17 protein-coding genes are annotated in these 17,239 nt (G+C 71.5%); 7 read left to right on the forward strand and 10 right to left on the reverse strand.

All coding sequences use genetic code 11. The annotated features are described in order from the left end of the window. Positions 1 to 12 precede the first annotated feature (12 nt). Positions 13 to 1,566 carry an ABC transporter substrate-binding protein gene (locus tag ACIBHY_RS30715; protein ID WP_397308492.1) on the forward strand — a complete coding sequence of 518 codons (1,554 nt, stop codon included), beginning with the start codon at positions 13 to 15 and terminating at the stop codon, positions 1,564 to 1,566. Here the strand turns inward: ACIBHY_RS30715 and ACIBHY_RS30720 are convergent. Next, entirely contained in the window at positions 1,542 to 1,715 is a 174-nt protein-coding gene (locus ACIBHY_RS30720; RefSeq protein ID WP_184959985.1) for a hypothetical protein, read from the reverse strand. The genes ACIBHY_RS30715 and ACIBHY_RS30720 overlap by 25 nt on opposite strands. A 20-nt stretch (positions 1,716 to 1,735) precedes the next feature. Here ACIBHY_RS30720 and ACIBHY_RS30725 point away from each other — a divergent pair, with 20 nt between their 5' ends. Continuing rightward, positions 1,736 to 2,362, forward strand: coding sequence for a hypothetical protein (locus ACIBHY_RS30725; protein WP_379610463.1), 627 nt, complete (start codon positions 1,736 to 1,738; stop codon positions 2,360 to 2,362). Here ACIBHY_RS30725 and ACIBHY_RS30730 read toward each other — a convergent pair. From ACIBHY_RS30730 to ACIBHY_RS30760, 7 genes are read right to left on the reverse strand one after another with little or no spacing between them, the layout of a single operon-like run. Then, positions 2,352 to 3,416, reverse strand: coding sequence for an ABC transporter permease (locus ACIBHY_RS30730; RefSeq protein ID WP_397244329.1), 1,065 nt, complete (start codon positions 3,414 to 3,416; stop codon positions 2,352 to 2,354). The two genes, ACIBHY_RS30725 and ACIBHY_RS30730, sit on opposite strands and share 11 nt — an antisense overlap. Further along, entirely contained in the window at positions 3,413 to 4,393 is a 981-nt protein-coding gene (locus ACIBHY_RS30735) for an ABC transporter permease (protein ID WP_397308493.1), read from the reverse strand. The genes ACIBHY_RS30730 and ACIBHY_RS30735 overlap by 4 nt, the downstream gene beginning before the upstream one ends. Position 4,394: 1 nt before the next feature. Next, positions 4,395 to 5,087, reverse strand: coding sequence for an ABC transporter ATP-binding protein (locus ACIBHY_RS30740; RefSeq protein ID WP_397244325.1), 693 nt, complete (start codon positions 5,085 to 5,087; stop codon positions 4,395 to 4,397). Between the two features lie 3 nt (positions 5,088 to 5,090). Next, positions 5,091 to 5,792, reverse strand: a complete 702-nt coding sequence (locus ACIBHY_RS30745; protein ID WP_397308494.1) for a hypothetical protein — start codon at positions 5,790 to 5,792, stop codon at positions 5,091 to 5,093. Further along, positions 5,789 to 6,655 carry an ATP-binding cassette domain-containing protein gene (locus ACIBHY_RS30750; protein ID WP_397308495.1) on the reverse strand — a complete coding sequence of 289 codons (867 nt, stop codon included), beginning with the start codon at positions 6,653 to 6,655 and terminating at the stop codon, positions 5,789 to 5,791. The genes ACIBHY_RS30745 and ACIBHY_RS30750 overlap by 4 nt, the downstream gene beginning before the upstream one ends. Next, complete coding sequence (locus tag ACIBHY_RS30755; RefSeq protein ID WP_397308496.1) at positions 6,652 to 7,005, reverse strand: GntR family transcriptional regulator; 354 nt, start codon at positions 7,003 to 7,005, stop codon at positions 6,652 to 6,654. The genes ACIBHY_RS30750 and ACIBHY_RS30755 overlap by 4 nt, the downstream gene beginning before the upstream one ends. Positions 7,006 to 7,035: 30 nt before the next feature. Further along, a complete protein-coding gene (locus ACIBHY_RS30760; protein WP_397308497.1) occupies positions 7,036 to 8,082 on the reverse strand; it encodes an MFS transporter in 1,047 nt (348 codons plus the stop codon). A gap of 73 nt (positions 8,083 to 8,155) precedes the next feature. On the opposite strand from ACIBHY_RS30760, the gene ACIBHY_RS30765 reads away from it, so the two are divergent. Next, entirely contained in the window at positions 8,156 to 10,804 is a 2,649-nt protein-coding gene (locus tag ACIBHY_RS30765) for an ATP-binding protein (protein ID WP_397308498.1), read from the forward strand. Between the two features lie 119 nt (positions 10,805 to 10,923). Beyond that, complete coding sequence (locus ACIBHY_RS30770; RefSeq protein WP_397308499.1) at positions 10,924 to 11,730, forward strand: inositol-3-phosphate synthase; 807 nt, start codon at positions 10,924 to 10,926, stop codon at positions 11,728 to 11,730. 172 nt (positions 11,731 to 11,902) lie between these two features. On the opposite strand, the gene ACIBHY_RS30775 is transcribed toward ACIBHY_RS30770, so the two are convergent. Further along, positions 11,903 to 12,994 (reverse strand): FAD-dependent monooxygenase, encoded by a 1,092-nt coding sequence (locus tag ACIBHY_RS30775; RefSeq protein WP_397308500.1) that lies wholly within the window; start codon positions 12,992 to 12,994, stop codon positions 11,903 to 11,905. Positions 12,995 to 13,072: 78 nt separating this feature from the next. On the opposite strand from ACIBHY_RS30775, the gene ACIBHY_RS30780 reads away from it, so the two are divergent. The 3 genes from ACIBHY_RS30780 (at position 13,073) to ACIBHY_RS30790 (ending at position 16,821) form a co-directional block, all read left to right on the forward strand. Then, entirely contained in the window at positions 13,073 to 13,987 is a 915-nt protein-coding gene (locus ACIBHY_RS30780; RefSeq protein WP_397308501.1) for a TetR family transcriptional regulator, read from the forward strand. 63 nt (positions 13,988 to 14,050) lie between these two features. Then, entirely contained in the window at positions 14,051 to 14,995 is a 945-nt protein-coding gene (locus ACIBHY_RS30785) for a hypothetical protein (RefSeq protein ID WP_397308502.1), read from the forward strand. A 116-nt stretch (positions 14,996 to 15,111) separates the two neighbouring features. Continuing rightward, the gene (locus ACIBHY_RS30790; protein ID WP_397244304.1) at positions 15,112 to 16,821 is read left to right on the forward strand and encodes a S8 family peptidase; all 1,710 of its coding nucleotides are present in this window, start codon (positions 15,112 to 15,114) and stop codon (positions 16,819 to 16,821) included. A 37-nt stretch (positions 16,822 to 16,858) separates the two neighbouring features. Here ACIBHY_RS30790 and ACIBHY_RS30795 read toward each other — a convergent pair whose 3' ends face one another. Further along, positions 16,859 to 17,239 carry a Cpe/LpqF family protein gene (locus ACIBHY_RS30795; RefSeq protein WP_397308503.1) on the reverse strand — a complete coding sequence of 127 codons (381 nt, stop codon included), beginning with the start codon at positions 17,237 to 17,239 and terminating at the stop codon, positions 16,859 to 16,861.

A 17,239-nucleotide genomic window follows, 5' to 3' on the forward strand; every position in this document is an offset into this window, starting at 1 on the left:
CAGGGGAGATGCATGCGCCGTCGTCTCGCAGCGGCCGCGCTGGCATTCACCATCGCGGCGTGCTCGGCGCCCCCTCCTCCGGTACGGCAGGCGCCCCCCGGCGAAGCCGCCTTCGTCTACGCCCAGAACCTGGACGTCGTCACCGACTGGGACCCGGCGACCTCGTACTCCAACGAGATCATCGCCCTGCAGAACATCTACGAGACCCTGACCGTCTGGAACCCGGTCACCAAGAAGGCCGGCCCCCGCCTGGCCACCGCCTGGAACGCCAGCTCCGACGGCAAGACTTGGACGTTCACCCTGCGCCCCGGCGTGAAGTTCCACAGCGGCAGGCCCCTCGACGCCGCCGCGGTCAAGGCCGCCGTCGAACGGACGATGAAATCCGGCGCCGGCGCCTCCTACATCTGGGACGCGGTCGAGTCGATCCAGGCCCCCGGCCCGCTGACCGTGACCTTCCAGCTCAAGTACGCCGCCCCGCTGGACCTGACCGCCTCGGCCGCCTACGCCGCCTACATCTACGACACCGCCGCCGTCGAGCAGGTGAAGGACGGCAAGACCGACGCCGGCTCCGGCCCCTACACGATCGCGAGCTGGCGCAAGGGCGAGGAGAACGAGCTCACGCTCAAGGCCTTCGCCGGCTACTGGGGCGGATGGGACCGCCCGCACTACCGGACCGTCAAGTACCGCGTCGTGCCCGACCCGCGCCGCCGCTGGGAGCTGCTCCAGAGCGGCGAGGTCAGCTTCGTCAACCGGCTCAGCCCCCGGCTGTACGCGCGGGCCACCAGGACACCCGGCGTGCGGACCGCGTCCATGCCGTCACTGCAGACCGCGATGCTGCTGTTCAACACCGCCCACGGGCCGCTGCGCGACGTCCGGCTCCGCAAGGCGGTGCAGAAGGCGGTCGACTACCGGGGGCTGATCAGGGCGCTGGACGGCTCCGCCGTACCGGCGAGCGGGATCGTGCCGGAAGGGCTGCCGGGACACCAGCGCGGGCGGATATCCCGTCAGGACCTCGCCATGAGCGCGCAGTTGCTGCAGCGGGCCGGCCACGGCCCGGGAGGCAGGCCGCTCAAGCTCACGCTCACCTACGCCGAGGGCGACGCCGACCAGGCCACGCTCGCGCGGCGGCTGACCGAGACGCTGCGCACGCTCAACGTCACGCTCGACGCCCGGCCGATGCCCTGGATCGCCCAGTGGGACCGGGGCAAGAAGCGGGGCCAGGACATCTTCGTCATGTACTGGTGGCCCGACTACGCCGACGGCTACTCGTGGTTCGGCAACGTCTTCCGCAGCGGCACTCCGCCGGTCTTCAACCTGACCTACCTCAAGGACCCCGTGGCCGACAGCATGATCGACATGTTGCCGGTGCTCAACGTGAGCGACCGGCCGGCCGCCCAGAAGAGCTTCAGGCAGCTCACCGGCAGGCTGCTGGACGAGCGGGCGGTGGCGGCCTTCCCCTGGGTGGTCAACTACCAGCGGGCCTACCTGGGCGCCGTCGCCGGGTACGACGACAACCCGGCCTATCCGGACGTGGTCTTCGTCTACGACCTGCGGCCGTCGGCCTGAGCGGACTCGGTCTCCACGCGCTCGCGCAGGCGCGTCCTGATCTCGTCGGGCGTGTAGGCGCGGCGGCGCCGCTCGTCCCGCGCGATCACCACTCCGGTCGCCGCGACTCCCGCGATTCCGGCAAGTCCGAGCCATTTCCACCAGCGCATGTGCTTAGGCTAACAAGGTGCTGACTCTCGATGAGGCTGTGAACGTCACCAGGACGGGAGATCTGTGGATCTTCCGCGGGCGCTCGGTCCCCGACCGCGCCATCCAGACGATGACCAACAGCCCGGTCAACCATGTCGGAATGGCGATCGTGGCCGAGGACATGCCGCCGATGATGTGGCACGCGGAGCTGGGCAAGTCGCTGCTCGACCTGTGGTCGGGCACCCATCACCGCGGCGTGCAGCTGCACGACCTGCGTGACGCGGTGACGGTCTGGGCCGACCGCTACGGCCAGCGGGCCTGGCTGCGCCAGCTGGAACCGCAGGCCACGCCCGAGATGGAGGACGCCGCCCTGCGCGCGGTGGCCAGGCTGGACGGCACGCCGTTCCCCTCCACCGCCCGCCTGGCCGGACGCTGGGCCCGTGGCCGCGTCCCCCAGTTGCGCGGCCGGGTCAAGGACCGCACGCTCGAAAGCGCCTACTGCGCCGAGGTGGTGGCGGTGACCTACGAGGAGATGGGCCTGCTGCCGGGCGGCAAGCGGCCCAACTGGTACGACCCGGGCCGCTTCTGGAGCGGCGACGAGCTCGACCTCATGCTCGGGCACAAACTCGGCAACGAGATCACCGTCGGCGTCGAGCTCACCCGCTGAGCGCCCGGCGCAGCCGCCACGTGCCCAGGACGAACAGGACGACGGCAAGGGCGCCGAGCACGGCGAGCTGCGGCAGCACGCCCGTGAGACCGTCGCCGTGCCGGACGAGGCGGGCGAAGGCGTCATAGCCCCACGCGTGCGGAGTGAGGTAGGCGAGCGTCCGCATCGGCTCGGAGAACGACTCCAGCGGGATCGTCGCGCCGCCCAGCGTCGGCAGCCCGAGCCCGAACACCATGGCCAGCGAGATCGGCGGCCCCGGTGTGCGGAACGCTGCGCCCAGCAGCATGCCCGCCCCGCCGCCGACCAGCGAGAAGACCAGCAGCACCGCCAGCGCCCCCGCCGGGTCGCCCCACGAGACCCCGAACAGCGCCATCGACCCCAGCATGATCAGTACCGCCTGGAACAGCGCGATCGCGATCCGCCCCGCCGCCTCGCCGGCGATGATCGTGCGCAGCCGCGTGGGCCCGGCCGACAGCCGCGCGGTCACCCCGATCGCCCGCGACTCCACCAGCCCCAGCGCCGCGGTCAGCGAGGTCAGGAACGTGAACATGAGCAGCAGGCCGGGCGCCGCGATGGCGTAGGCGTTCAGCCCTTCGGGGAACGGCGTCGTGCCCGCCGTCGTGACCCGGACCGGCAGCGACGGCTGCCCGCGCGCGGCCTCCTGGCGGACGATCGAGCGGATCCAGGTGCCGGTGTCGTGGCTCTTGATGTCGGTCGCCCGGACCAGGTGGTGAACCGCCCCGCCGCCGTCGTCGTAGGAGGCGGGGATGACCAGGCCGGCGTGCAGCCGCCCGCGTTCGACCGCCTCGCGCAGCGTGCCCTCGTCGCCCAGCCGCTCGACCGTGACCCGGCTGCCCGAGGCCAAGGCGCTCGCCAGCCGCTCCGACGGGGCTCCCGGCCCGGCCACGACGCCGAGCTTGAGCTGCTGGCCGCCGCCGTAGAGCTGGCCGAGCACCAGGATGAGCAGGAAGGGGGCGACGAGCACGAAGAAGATGTTGGTGCGGTCCTTGAACATCCGGCGCAGGTTGAGCCCGGCCATCAACACGACCTTCACGGCGCCACCATCCTTCCGACACGGACGGCCGCCACGGGGAAGCTGAGCGCGGCCACGGCGAGCAGGACGGCCAGCGCGGGCAGGATCGAGGCGCCGCCCCGCAGCTCGGCCAGCCCTTCCAGGAACCAGTGGTGGGGGGTGAACATGCTCAGCTCCGGCGCCACGGGGAAGAACGAGCCACCGAGCAGCCCGAGCACCGTGGCCGTCGCGGACTGCCAGTTGGCGGCCTGCTCGGCCGTACGGGCGAAGGAGGCCAGGGCGGTCATCAGGCCGGTCGCGGCCAGCACCCCCGCCGCGATCAGCGCGGCGACCCCGGCGGGCGGTCCCCAGCGCACGCCGAGCAGCAGGGTCGTCGCGGCGACCAGCAGCGCCATTCCGGCCAGGCCGACGATGACGCCGACCAGCAGCTTGGCCGTCAGGATCGAGGCGCGCGGCACCGGCATCGACAGCAGGCGCGCCAGCGTGCCGTTGCGGCGCTCCTCGAACAGGCCGGTGACGCTGAGCATCACCGCGAAGAACGCGAAGAACATCGCCGCGCCCGCCGCGTGGTAGGTGCGGGTGTCGAGCTCGCGGGTGCCGAGCGTCGCGTCCTGCGTCACCTGGACGTTCTGGCCGCCCGGCAGCGCGTACGACTCGGCCACCTCCCTGGCCACCTGTACGGCCAGCGGCGCGTCCACGCTGCCGACGACCTCGATCCCGGCGGGGGAGACCACGAAGACGGCGTCGAGCTCGTTCGACTCGGCCAGCTGTCTGGCCCGCGCGACGCCGGCGACCGGTTCGAGGTCCGGCAGGCCGGTGCGCTGGGTGAACTCGGCGGCCGACGGGCCCGCCACGCCGTACCGGCCGGAGGGCTGGGAGCCGCCGGACAGGGCCACGCCGAACACGAACGCCATGCCCAGCGGGAGCACCACCCCGAAGACCAGCAGCATGCTGTCGCGCGAGCGGCGGCGCAGGTCCTTGAGCAGGATACGCAGCATGTCAGTCCCTCAGCTCGCGGCCGGTCAGGCGCAGGAAGGCCGCTTCCAGGTCGGGTTCGCCCAGCTCGGCGGGGGTGCCCTCGGCCAGCAGGCGGCCGTGGTCGATGATGCCGACGCGGTCGCAGAGGCGCTGGGCCTCCTCCATGTAGTGCGTGGTGTACAGGACCGCGAGGCCCTCGCCGGTCATCCGCTGGACGCTGTCGAGGATGGCGTTGCGGCTCTGCGGGTCGACGCCGGCCGTGGGCTCGTCGAGGACGAGCAGGCTGGGGCGGTTGAGCAGGCCGACGGCGATGTTGAGGCGGCGCTGCATGCCGCCCGAGTACTTGGCGACCGCCTCGTCCGCCCGGTCGGACAGGCCGACCAGCCGCAGGATCTCGGCGGTTCTGGACTTGGCTTCGGCGCGGCGCATGCCGTACATGCCGCTGAAGAAGCGGAGGTTCTCCCGCGCGGTCAGGTCCGGATAGACGGCCAGCTCCTGCGGGACGTAGCCGACGCGCGCCTTGGGCGGCGCGCTCACGCTGCCCGCGTCGGGAGAGAGGATGCCGACGATCATGGAGATCGCCGTGCTCTTGCCCGCGCCGTTCGGCCCGAGCAGACCGTAGGTCTCCCCTTCCTGTACGGCGAAGCCGAGCCCGTCCACGGCCACCAGATCGCGATAGCTCTTGCGCAGTCCCTCGACGGCTAACACCGCCATGACCTAACCCCCGTTCCTCAGTGGTGTGTCCCTGATCACCGACCAGGTCAGCAGCAGCCCGAGCGCGAACGTGCCCAGCCCCATGACCAGCGTCAGCAACGGCCCGGCCTGAATACGGAGGCCGAGCGAGAAGGCGCTCATCGGCACCCCGAACCGGGCGCCTACGGCGCTCAGCCCGAGCACGACCAGCCCGACGCCGACCGGGATGGTCAGCAGGCCGCCCGCCTGCCAGCGGTAGAAGCCGGCGCCCATGAACATGCCCGCGGTGATCCAGGCCATGAACTCCACGGTGTGCTCAAGGAAGACCAGCGGCACCTGCGTCGGGTCGGTGTACAGGTGCGCACGCTCCAGCGACTGCGGCCGCTCGATGATCATGTAGAGCACCCGTTCGACCAGGTACCCGGCGCTCATCAGCAGGGCCACGAACGGCGTGTAGAGCGCCGTGGTGATCGCCGCCTGGAAGCCGAACTGCCGCCTGGTCTGCCCGTTGGCGATGAACAGCGGCAGGAACTGGCGCACCATCGCCACCCCGACGAACAGCACCACCCAGCGCGGCAGTTGGCCGGCCTGCTCCCACACGCTCTGCGTGAGGTTGCCGAAGAAGTGGATGGCCAGGGTGATCGCGATCACCACCACCAGGTACGCGGCCCAGGCGAAGAAGGCGACCCACAGGTTGGCGGCCAGCAGCCGCGTGGGGAACCTCACTTGGGGCCTCCGGTCAGGTGGATGAACAGCTCCTGCATGGCGATCGGCCCGAGCGTGAGCCCCGCCTCCGCGGCCTTGCGGCGGCGGGCGGCGTCGAGCTCGCCGTAGACCATCGCGGACTTCGTCGGCCCGAGCACCTTCTCGCCGAGGATGGTCAGCCCGGCCACGAACTCGTCCACGGCGGCGGCCGCCCCGGTGACGGCGTGGCCGCGGGCCAGCAGGCGCTCGGTCTCCTCGTGCACGATGAGGCGCCCGCGGTCGATGATGACGACCTCTTCGAACATCGGGCTGACCTCCTCGATGAGGTGGGTGGACAGGATGATCGTGCGCGGGTGGGCCATGTAGTCGGCCAGCAGCGCGTCGTAGAAGGCGTGCCGGGAGGGCGCGTCCATGCCCAGGTACGACTCGTCGAACATGGTCAGCGGTGCCCGCGAGGCCAGCCCGACCACCACGCCCATCGCCGAGCGCTGGCCCTTCGACATGGCTTTGACGCTCGTCTTCGGCCGCAGCCCGAACAGCTCCATCAGTTCCTTGGCGTAGGCGGCGTCCCAGGTGGGGCGGAGCCACTCGGCGAAGTAGAGCGCGTCGGCGGCGGTGCCGAGGTCGACGCTCTCGCCGGCGTCGCGGATCAGGCTGACGGCGCCGGTCACGGCGGGGTTCTCCCACACAGGGGCGCCGTCCAGCAGCACGGTGCCCGCCGACTGCTTGCGGAAGGCGGACAGCACGGACATCAGGCTCGTCTTGCCGGAGCCGTTACGGCCCAGCAGGCCGTAGATCTTGCCGCCCTCCAGCTCGAACGTCAGCCGGTCGAGCGCGGTGACCTCGCCATAGCGCAGCACCAGGTCCCGGGCTTCGATCCTCACATTTCCCCCTTGATCCGCTCGATCACGTCATCGAGGGAGATGCCGATGGCCTTGGCCTCCTTCACCATGGGGTCGACCACGTCGGTGAAGAAGCCCTCCCTCCGGCCGGCCCTCAGCGCGTCCCGGGCGTCCGGGCTGACGAACATGCCGATACCTCGCTTTTTGTAGAGCACGCCTTCGTCGACGAGCTGCTGGAACGCCTTGGCGGCGGTGGCCGGGTTGATCCGGTAGAAGGCGGCGTACTGGTTGGTCGACATCACCTGCTCGTCGCCCTTCAACGCCTCGCTCAGCACATCGGTTTTGATGCGATCCGCGATCTGCCGGTAGATGGGGCTCCGGTCGTCGAACATGGACACCTGCTTCTATGGTTCATTACTCCACTAACGAACCATAGAAGGTCGGCGGTTCCCGGTCAACGGAAGAGCCGCCAGAACCACCACGGCCACCAGCGCGAAACCCAGCGGGTAGCCCGTCACGCCCATCACCACGCCCAGGCCCAGGGCGCCCACGCCCATGCCGGCGTCGAAGGCGAGATTCCACAGCGCGCTCACCCGCCCCGCCTCGCCGCGCTCGAACATCAGCGTCAGCGTCAGGTTCTGCGCCACCCCGAACCCGGCGCCGAACAACGCCATTCCCGCCACCACCGCCACCGGCTCCGCCGACCAGAACAGCAGGCCGATGCCCGCGGCCGCGGCCAGAACCGACGGGGCCAGCCAGCGCGTCCCCGCGTGACGGCCCGCCCACCAGCGGGCGGCGGGGGTCAGGATCGACTGCGCCAGCAGCGCCGCCGAGGCGAGCTTCGGGGAGGTGGCCAGGGGCAGGAAGGTGATGGCCACGCCCGCGGCCAGCGTGATGGCGCCGAAGACGGCGATCGGCGCCGCCAGGCCGCCGCTCTTCTGGTGCTGCCGCGGGGCCGGCCTCAGGTCCGGCAGCCCCCTCGCCGCGGCCAGGCCCGCCAGCGGGACCAGGCCGGCCACGAGGAAGATGGGCACGAAGCCCAGGTGGTCGCCGGCCCACAGACCCAGGGGCAGGCCGATGATCGAGGGGACGCCTACGGCGACGCCGTACAGGCCGAGGCCCTCGCTGCGGCGTTCGGCCGGGACCAGCTCGGCCACCAGCGCGGTGCCGGCCACCACGACGATGCCCAGGCCGGCGCCGCGGAGCAGGGAGATCGGCAGGACCAGTTCGTGGATCGGCAGGGCGAACGAGGGCGGGCCCAGGAGGAGCAGGCCGGTGGACAGGACGCGGCGGTAGCCGTACCGGCTGAGGAGCCAGGGGACGGCGAGTTCGAGCAGAACGGTGCCCAGCATGAGCGCGCCGGTGGCCAGGCCGGCCGACATGCCGTCGCCCAGGTAGGCGGGGACGGCGGAGAACAGCAGGTAGAAGCCCAGGAGGCCGGCGGCTGACGCGAGCATGAGGCGGTTCATGGGGGTGACGGTGCCAGCCTGGCCTTCCTCGCGGATCCGGCAGGATGCGTAGATGACTCTTTAAGCTGCCTACGTGTTCGTGGGCAGGGATGCGGAACTGGCGGCGCTCGCCGAGGCGTGGGCCGACACGCCCTCCGCCGTGCTCGTCGTCGGTGAGGCGGGGATGGGGAAGACGCGGCTGGCCACGGAGTTCGCCGGGCGGGTGGATGCCCGTGTGGTGACGGGGGGCGGGGATCCCGGCGGACTGCCGTACTCGGTGTTCGTGCCGGTGCTGCGGCGGCTGGTCAGGGAGCATGGCGCGCCCTTCGGGCCCGGTGAGCTGGCTCGGTTGCTGCCTGAGCTGGGGGTGCCTGCCGTGGATCTCGGGCGGGCGCGCTTGTTCGAGGAGGCGCTGCAGGTGGTGGAGAAGGCCGGTCCGCTGGTGCTCGTCCTCGACGACCTCCACTGGGCTGACCAGGCCAGCCTTGATCTGCTCGCCTTTCTCCTGCGGAATCTGACCGGAGGCGGGGTGATGGTGGTCGCCACCTCGCGGACCGTCGTGCGGCTGCCCGGGGCGCGGACGTTGTGGTTGCCGCCGCTGGGGCGGGATGAGGTGGCGCGGCTGGTCGGGTCGCGGCCGGGCGCCGGTCTTGACGTGATCATGGCCAGGAGCGAGGGGAACCCGCTGTTCGCCGAGGCCCTCGCCGACTGCGGCACCGCGGTGCCGGACTCGCTGCGTGACGTGCTGCTGGGGGCGGCCGACAAACTTCCCTCGCCGTGCCGTGAGGTGCTGCGCGTGGCGGCCGTGGCCGGGCGGCGGGTCGATCATCCCGTGTTGCTGGCGGCGGCCGGGGTGGGGGAGCTGGCGCTGGACGAGGCGTTGCGGCCCTTGGTGCGGGCGCGGTTGTTGCTGGTGGACGGTGACGGGTACCGGTTCCGGCACGCGTTGATACGGGACGCGGCGTACGACGAGTTGTTGCCGGGGGAGCGTAAGCGTCTGCATGCCCGGGTCGCCGCCGCCCTTGAGGGGCTGACCGGTGACGGGGTTTCCGAGACCGCTTCTGGGGCGGCGGGGCATTGGCGGGCGGCGGGGGAGCCGGAGCGGGCGTTCGCGGCGGCCGTGGCGGGACGGCGCTGGGACCTGGCGCTCGACCTGTGGCCCCCGGCCGAGCCCCCACCCGGCCTCGACCACGCCCGAGTGCTGGAACTGGCCGCCCGCGACGCCCTGCACGCGGGCGAGGCACGACGAGCGGAGGACCTGACCACATCGGCTCTGTCCGAGGTCACCGGCACCCGGCGGGCGCGCCTGCTGGAACTCCGGGTGACCGTGCGCGACCAGCTCGGCGAGGACGGCCTGTCCGACCTTCACGAGGCGGTACGGCTGGCGCCCGGCGACGCCCGCCTCCTCGGCGCCCTGGCCACCACCCTGGCCTGGAACGGCCAGGACACCGAGGCCAGACGGCACGCCGAGCAGGCACTCCACCTGGGCGACACCCGCTCGCTCACCACCCTCGCCGCTCTGACCGCCCTGGAGGGCGACCTGGCCACCGCCGCCACCCTCTACACCCAGGCCCGCACGTCTTCGGTGACTTCCTCCGGTTCCTTGGGCTCTGGGCGTGTCCCGGGGCTCGGGGCCGGAGCGGAGGTGGTGGACGAGGACGCCGTGCTCATGGCCTACGCCAGCGAAGCGGACGTCCTGGAGGCGGCAGGCGAGCACGCCAGGGCCGAGGCCGTGGCCAGGGCGGGGATCCAGCGGGCCGAGCGATCTGGGATGGCCAGGTCGCGGGGGGCGCTGCTGGCCGCCAACCTCGCCGAGCCGCTGTCGTCGCTCGGCCGCTGGCGGGAGGCGCGGGAGGTGATCGGGGTCGCGCTGGCCCTGGACCCGCCGCCCATCTACCGCGCCTGGCTGCTCATGGTGCGGGGCACGGTCGCGGTCTGGGAGGGCGCGCTCGACGAGGCCGCGGCCGTTGTGGACGAGGCGCGGCCGCTGATGCTGGGGCGTTCGCGTGGGTACGACTCGTGCCTGGAGCCCGATCTGCTCGAATGCCGCCTGGCCGAGGCATTCGGGGACCGGCTTCGCGTGCGCCGCCTGGCCGGGCATGTGCTGGAGGCGCACGACCTGACGCTCAGCCGGCGGTACGCCTGGCCGTTGCTCGTGATCGCGGCTCGGGCGGGGGCGCTGACCCGGGCGCCGGACGGCGTGGCCACGGTGGGACGGGTGCAGCGGGCGCATCGGGCGACGTTCGAGGCTGAGCTCGGGGGGTCGTGGGAGGAGGCCGTGGGCGCGTGGCGGTCGGTCGGCCAGCCGTACATGCTGGGGTGGGCTTTGCTGCGTGCCGCGCAGGACGGACAGGTGCGGGAGGCGTCGGGGCCGCCGCGGTCCGGGCGGCGGGATGGCGGGGAGGCGCGGAAGGGTCAACGTGGGCGGTCGCGGGTGGGGGACGGGCTGCGGGAGGCGGGGGAGATCGCGGCGCGGCTGGGGGCGGGGCCGTTGCGGCGGGAGGTGGAGGCCTTCGCGGCGGCGGGGCGGGTGGATCTCGACGGTGCGGGGCACGGGCTGACGGCGCGGGAGCTTGAGGTGCTGGGGCTGGTGGCGGAGGGGTTGAGCAACCGGCAGATCGCGGAGCGGTTGTTCATCTCGGCACGTACGTCGGGGGTGCATGTCTCGAACATCATGGCCAAGCTGGCGGTGTCGTCACGGGTGGAGGCGGCGGCGGTGGCGCGGCGTAGCGGGTTGATCTGACATGCTCGGCCTTTGTGATAAATGTCGGGTTGGTTGGGGTGGGGAACTGCGCGTCCTCGCTGGTGCAGGGGGCGGTCTTCTATGACTGGCCGGATATTTCGTTCAGCGTGGCTTTTGATGTGAATCCTGCGAAGGTCGGGCGGGATCTCGCGGACGCGATCTGGGCGGCGCCCAACAACGCCCGCGCCTTCGCGGAGGTGCCGCCGACGGGCGTGGTGGTCGCCGAGGGGCTCATGGCCGGCGAAGAGGGGCCGCTCGCCGGGGAAGCCGTGGCTGGGGTTCCCGACGCGCGTGGCGAGGCCGTTCTGGAGGATGTCGTCGCGGCGTTGCGTGGTACTGACGTGCTCGTCAACTTCCTCCCGGTCGGCGCGCAACGCACCACCGAGCTGTACGCGCGGGCGGCGCTGCTGGCCGGATGCGCCTTCGTCAACTGCATGCCCTCCGTGATCGCCCGCGACCCCGCCTGGGCCGAACGGTTCGCCGCGGCCGGGCTTCCGCTGATCGGCGACGACCTGAAGAGCTCGTTCGGCGCCACGCTCGTACACCGGGCGCTCGTCGACGCTCTGACCTCCGGCGGCGTCGCGCTCCACGATGCCTACCAACTGCTCGGTGGGGGCAACGCCGACTTCCTCAACCTCCAGGACCCGGCCCGGATGTCCGGCAAACGCGCGACGAAGGTGACGGGCGCGGGGGCGTCCACGCATGTGTCGGCCGCGTACATCCCGTTCCTGGAGGACCGCAAGGTCGCCTACATCCGGCTTGAGGGGGAGGGGTTCGGCGGGTCGCCGGTGGAGGTGGAGGTGCGCATGACCGTAGAGGATTCCCCTAGCGCCGCGGGCAACGTCCTTGAGGCGGTACGGCAGGCCCAGGCAGCCCTCGACACCGGAACAGGCGGCGTCCTGCCCACCACCCTCATGAAGTCCTAACCTGCACAAACACCAGGCCATGGGGGCGGCCTCCGGAACCCGGCCCTGGGCGTAGCGCGGCCTCCGGGGCACTGCTCCGGGCACACGTGGCCTTGGGCAGCGCGGCGTCCGGGAAGCCCGCGCGGAGCGTGGTGGGCGAAGGGGCGAAGGGTGAGGGGCGGGGAGCGAGGGGTTAGGGGGTGGGGAGGAGGCGGGTCAGGAGGTTGCGGGTGGTCAGGCCGTAGCGGGTCTTGGGGATCAGGAGGCGGGAGACCATCGTGACGTGGCGCTGGCGGGGGCCGGCCAGGGTGCGGTGGCGGTGTTCGTAGCGGGGCAGGGCGGTGGTGGTGGTGTCGGCTGCCAGTTCGGCTGCCAGCGTGTACGCGGCTGACATGGCCAAGGTCGACCCGTCGCCGAACAGGGACACCGATGACGCGGCGTCGCCCACCAGCGTCACCCGTCCCGCCGTCCAGGTGTTCAGGCGGACCCGGCTGACGGCGTCGAAGAACAGGTCGTCCGTGGCCGCGACCTGTTCCATCAGCTCGGGCAGGCGCCAGGCGGGCTCGGGGTAGGCGGTGTGCAGCAGGCGCCGGTGCCGCCCGGTGTCGCGGTGGTCGAAGCCGGGCAACGTGGGCGCGTGGAAGATGAAGGCCGCGACGGCCTCGCCGTTCGAGGGATGGAGGGTGGCGGAGCGGCCGGGGGCGTTGTACATGACGACCTCGCTCGGATCGGGCACCCGCCCGGTGAAGGGGAGTGTCGCGACATAGAGCCCCAGATGCCGTACGAACCGGGATTCCGGGCCGAATGCCAGCCGCCGCACGTTGGAGTGCAGGCCGTCGGCGCCCACCACCAGGTCGAACCGCCGCCGCGTGCCACTGTCGAACTCGACGTCCACGCCGCCGCCGTCCTGCGTGAGGCTCGCGATGGAGTCGCCGTGGACGAACTCGGCGTGGTCGCGGGCGGCCGCCGTCAAAATCCCGGCGAGGTCGGTACGGCGCAGCTCGACCTCCCCGCCATCCGGCCGCCCAACGCGCATGCCGCCCACGCGCCGACCGGCGGCGTCCACGAACGACATCCTGTTCACGCGGGTGGCGGCCTCCCGCAGCCGGGGCAGCACGCCCATCCGCTCGGCCACCTCGACCGCGTGCCCCCGGACGTCCACGGGGCTGCCGCTCGAACGCTGTCCCGCCGACCGCTCGACGACGGTGGCGCTCATGCCGTGCCGCGCCAGCCAGTACGCCAGCGTGGAGCCCGCGATGCCCGCCCCTGAGATGAGGATGTTCATGATGGTCCTTCCTGACCATTGGTCAGTTGCGACCATAACCCCCTGACCAATGGTCAGGCAAGAGATAGGATGCGCGGTGTGATCGACACCAGGGACAGGATCCTCGCCGCCGCGAGGGAACTGTTCGCGCGCCAGGGCAGCCAGAACACCTCGGTCAGGGAGATCGCCGAGGAGCTGGGCCTGACCAAGACGGCCGTCCTGTACCACTTCCGCACCAAGGCCGACATCCTCGCCACCCTCGCCCAGCCGCTCATCGACGACACCGACGCGGCAGTGGAGCGGGTGGCGCGGGAGGGCGGCGGCGGGTGGGGGACGGTCGAGACGCTGCTGGAGGTGTACCTGCGGCACCGGGACGTGCTGAGCACCGTCGTCGCCAACATGCCGGCGCTGCCGCCGGAGGTGTTCGAGCGGTGGTTCACGGTGATGAACCGCGCCAACGAGATGGTCGCCGGCCCCAGCCCCGACCTGGGTGGACGGGTGCGCGCCATCCAGGTGGTGGCGCTGCTCAGCGACCCGGTGATCCTGCTCGCCGACGTACCGACAGACGAACTACGCCACCACATCCTGAACGGCGCCCGCCGCCTCCTCACCGAACCCCCCGAGCCACCGGAACGCCCCGCGCAAGCGGCGCCCCCCGGAACCACCAGCCCTTCGGCCGGCAGGAGGCCCGCGACCGGAGACGAGCGACCAACCGGAAGCGAGGGGGCGTGGGCCGAGGAGGGGGAGCTTTCCGTGGGCGCGGGAGCCTTGGCCGAAGGGGAGCGGTCTTCGGCCGAAGGGGAGCGGCCTTTCGCCGGAGGGCGGCGGCGTGCGGCCGGAGGTGAGGGGGCGTTGGCCGGTGGGGGTGGCAGTGGAGCGGGGGGTCGGCCTCGGAGTATGAGTGAGGAGATGGTCGCCGAAGCCCGCCGCCTCCGCCAGAACGGCGACACCCCTATGTCGGAGATCGCCCGGATCCTGGGTGTCTCACGAGCCACCCTCTACCGAAACCTCTAGTTTTGAGACACAGCACGAAACCCGTTGCGCCTGGTTCGAGGCACGGGCAACGATGGAGCCCTTATGGTGACCGGTCAAGATCTTGAAATCGCCTGTGACGAGTCCGGGGCGGAGGGGGAGAACCTGACCGCCGCGATCACCGACGTGTTCGCGCACGCCAGCGTGTCGATGGAGATCGAGGCGGCCGACGACGTCATCCGCGTGCTACGGGACCGCATCCGCTCACCTGCCACCGAGTACAAGGCCAACCACCTGCTGCGCGGCAAGCACCGCTCGGCCCTCGTCTGGCTCCTGGGCCCCTCCGGTCCCATCTACGGCACCGCCCGCGTCTATCTGGTGGAGAAACGCTTCTTCATCGTCAGCAGGATCGTCGACCTGCTGGACGACCCCTACAGCCCCAGCCTCGGCTTCTACCGCAGTTTTGAGACAGAGGCCCTCTACCGCACCGGCCCTGCCCTGGATGGCTGGATCCCGTTCCTGGAATCGTTCAACGACGTCATGCGCGCCCGCGTACCCGCGCAGACCTTCTACGACCGCCTGAACGACCTGCGCGCTCCGGAGCTGACCGGCCCGCTCGCCGCGACCCGCCGGAACATGGACGCCTTCCTGGCGCGCCTGGCCGAGGATCCCCGGACGATCCCCGTCCTCGACCCGCTGATCCCCGCGATCATCCAGGCCGTCGTGGCATGGAGCTCGTCGGGCCGTCCCGTCGAGGTCGTTCACGACCGGCAGACCACGCTGTCGGAGGAGCGGATCGTCGAGCTGAAGGGCGTCTTCAACGACCCCCGCCTGGCCTCGCGCGCCCGGCTGACGGGTCTGCGCCTGACCGAGTCCCGGCTCGACGCGCGTATCCAGATCGCCGACTTCCTGGCCGGGGTGGCGAGGAAGATCGCCTCGGAGGAGCTGAACGGCCGGGGCGACGCCGAGCTGAACGACCTCCTGCGCCACTACGTCGATCCCGCCTCCCTCTGGGGCCACGAGGCCAGCTGGTCCCACCTGCACCCCTGACTCGCTCCGACCGGCGTTGGTCACGCTCGGGTTACGGATCTCATCAAAGGTGGTCGAATCCGGCAAATCCCTTCAAAGTGGCGGGCGAGCTCTTTCCGCCCCTACGGGAGGTACGCGTGAAACGCGTCATCATGGTCTCCGCCGCGGCCTTACTTGTCGGTGCCGCCATGTCGGCACCGGTACAGGCACAGCGGCAAGGACCAGAAGCCGAGTACGTGGTGCTCTACAAGGACGGTGCCACCGGCGCCCGCCAGGCCATCGAGGCAGCGGGCGGCGTCGTCGTCAAGGAGAACACCGCGGTCGGCCTGGCCACCGTCACCACCAGCCGCGCCGACTTCGCCGCCGCGCTGGCGTCGGACGGGGCGATCGAGGGCGTCGCCCGCAACCGCACGATCGGGCAGGCGCCGCCCAGCGCACGGGCCGCGGGTACGGCACGCCGTACCGACACGGTCGAAAAGGAAGGGCACGACGCCGGGCGCGGCAAGGCGGGCCCGACGGCCGGAAGGCCGAGGCCGGGCGCCGAGCCGCTGGCCGAGCTGCAGTGGGACATGAAGCAGATGCACGCGACCGCCGACGGTTCGCACCGGTACAACCAGGGCGGACGCGACGTGGTCGTGGCCATTCTGGACACCGGCGTGGACGGTACGCACCCGGACATCGCGCCCAACTTCAGCAACTCGCTGAGCCGGAACTTCACCACCGACATCCCCGCCGACGCCAACGGCGCGCCGATCGACGGCCCGTGCGCGGATGAGGCCGACGGTTCGTGCGAGGACGCGGCCAACGTGGACGAGAACGGCCACGGCACCCACGTGGCGTCCTCGATCGGCTCGCCGATCAACCGGCTGGGCATCGCGGGCGTGGCGCCCAAGGTCACGCTGGTCAACCTGCGGGCCGGCCAGGACTCCGGCTACTTCTTCCTGCAGCCCAGCGTGGACGCGCTGACGTACGCCGGCGACCACGGCATCGACGTGGTCAACATGAGCTACTACATCGACCCGTGGCTGTTCAACTGCACGGACAACGCCGCCGATTCCCCCGCGGACCGGGCCGAGCAGGCAGTGATCATCAAGGCGACGCAGCGGGCGCTCGACTACGCCCACCGGCGCGGCGTCACGCTGGTGGCGGCGGCGGGCAACCAGGCCGCCGACTACACCAAGCCGTACGTGGACGCGAGCAGCCCCGACTTCGCCAGCGAGCCCGGCGAGGCGCCGTACGAGCGGACCATCCCGCCGAGCTGCGTCTCCATGCCCGGCGAGGGACGCAACGTGATCAGCGTCTCGGCCACGGGCATCAGCAAGCGCAAGTCGTACTTCTCCAGCTTCGGCAACGGATTCGTCGACGTGTCCGCCCCCGGCGGCGACGTCTACGACACCGCGGCCAACACCCGCGACGTCACCAAGGCCACGCTGTCGGCCTACCCCGAGCAGCTCGCCAAGGACAACGGCGAACTCAACCCCGACGGCTCGCCCAACGTCGACTACGTGGTCCGGGACTGCCAGCGCGGCACCTGCGCGTACTACCAGTACCTGCAGGGCACCTCGATGGCCTCCCCGCGCGCCGCGGGCGTCGCCGCGCTGATCGTCAGCCGGTACGGCCACCGCGACCCGAGGCACGGCGGCAAGACCCTGAGCCCGAGCTTCGTCGAGTCGGCGCTCAAGGGCTCCGCGACCAGGACCTCGTGCCCGACGCCGCCGGCCTTCACCTACACCCGCCACCTGCCCAACGGCACCACGGTGACCGCCACGCACCTGTGCGAAGGCGGCCGGGCCCGTAACGGCTTCTACGGCTCCGGCATCGTCGACGCCCTGGACGCCGTCCGTTGAATCCCGGCCAGGTGCGGCCGCCGGGCCGCACCTGGTCTCAGCCCGTGATCAGGAGATAGTCGATCTTCCCGGCGTCGTCGACCGAGATCTCCGTCTTGTACTCCTGCCCGGACGCGGACGCCCTGCCCTTCAGCGCGTCCGGCTTCACTTCGGTCAGCTCCGTCATCTTCAGCCCGGCCAGCGTCTTGGCGAGCCGGTTGAACTCCTCCGGCGGGATCTCCTTGAGGAAGGTCGCGCTGAGGTGCTCCTTGAGCTCCTTGTCCGCGACCGGCGTCCGGTTCACGGCGTCCATGTACCAGCTCAGCTGCTTGCCCGCCGGGCTGTCGGGAACGGCGACCGCCGCCCCGCCACCGCCGCCGCACCCCGCCGCGATCGAGACGGCGGCCAGCACCGTGGCCAGCACCCTGACAGCTTTCAC

The sequence above is a fragment of the Nonomuraea sp. NPDC050547 genome, assembly GCF_044457345.1.
Lineage (GTDB): Bacteria > Actinomycetota > Actinomycetes > Streptosporangiales > Streptosporangiaceae > Nonomuraea.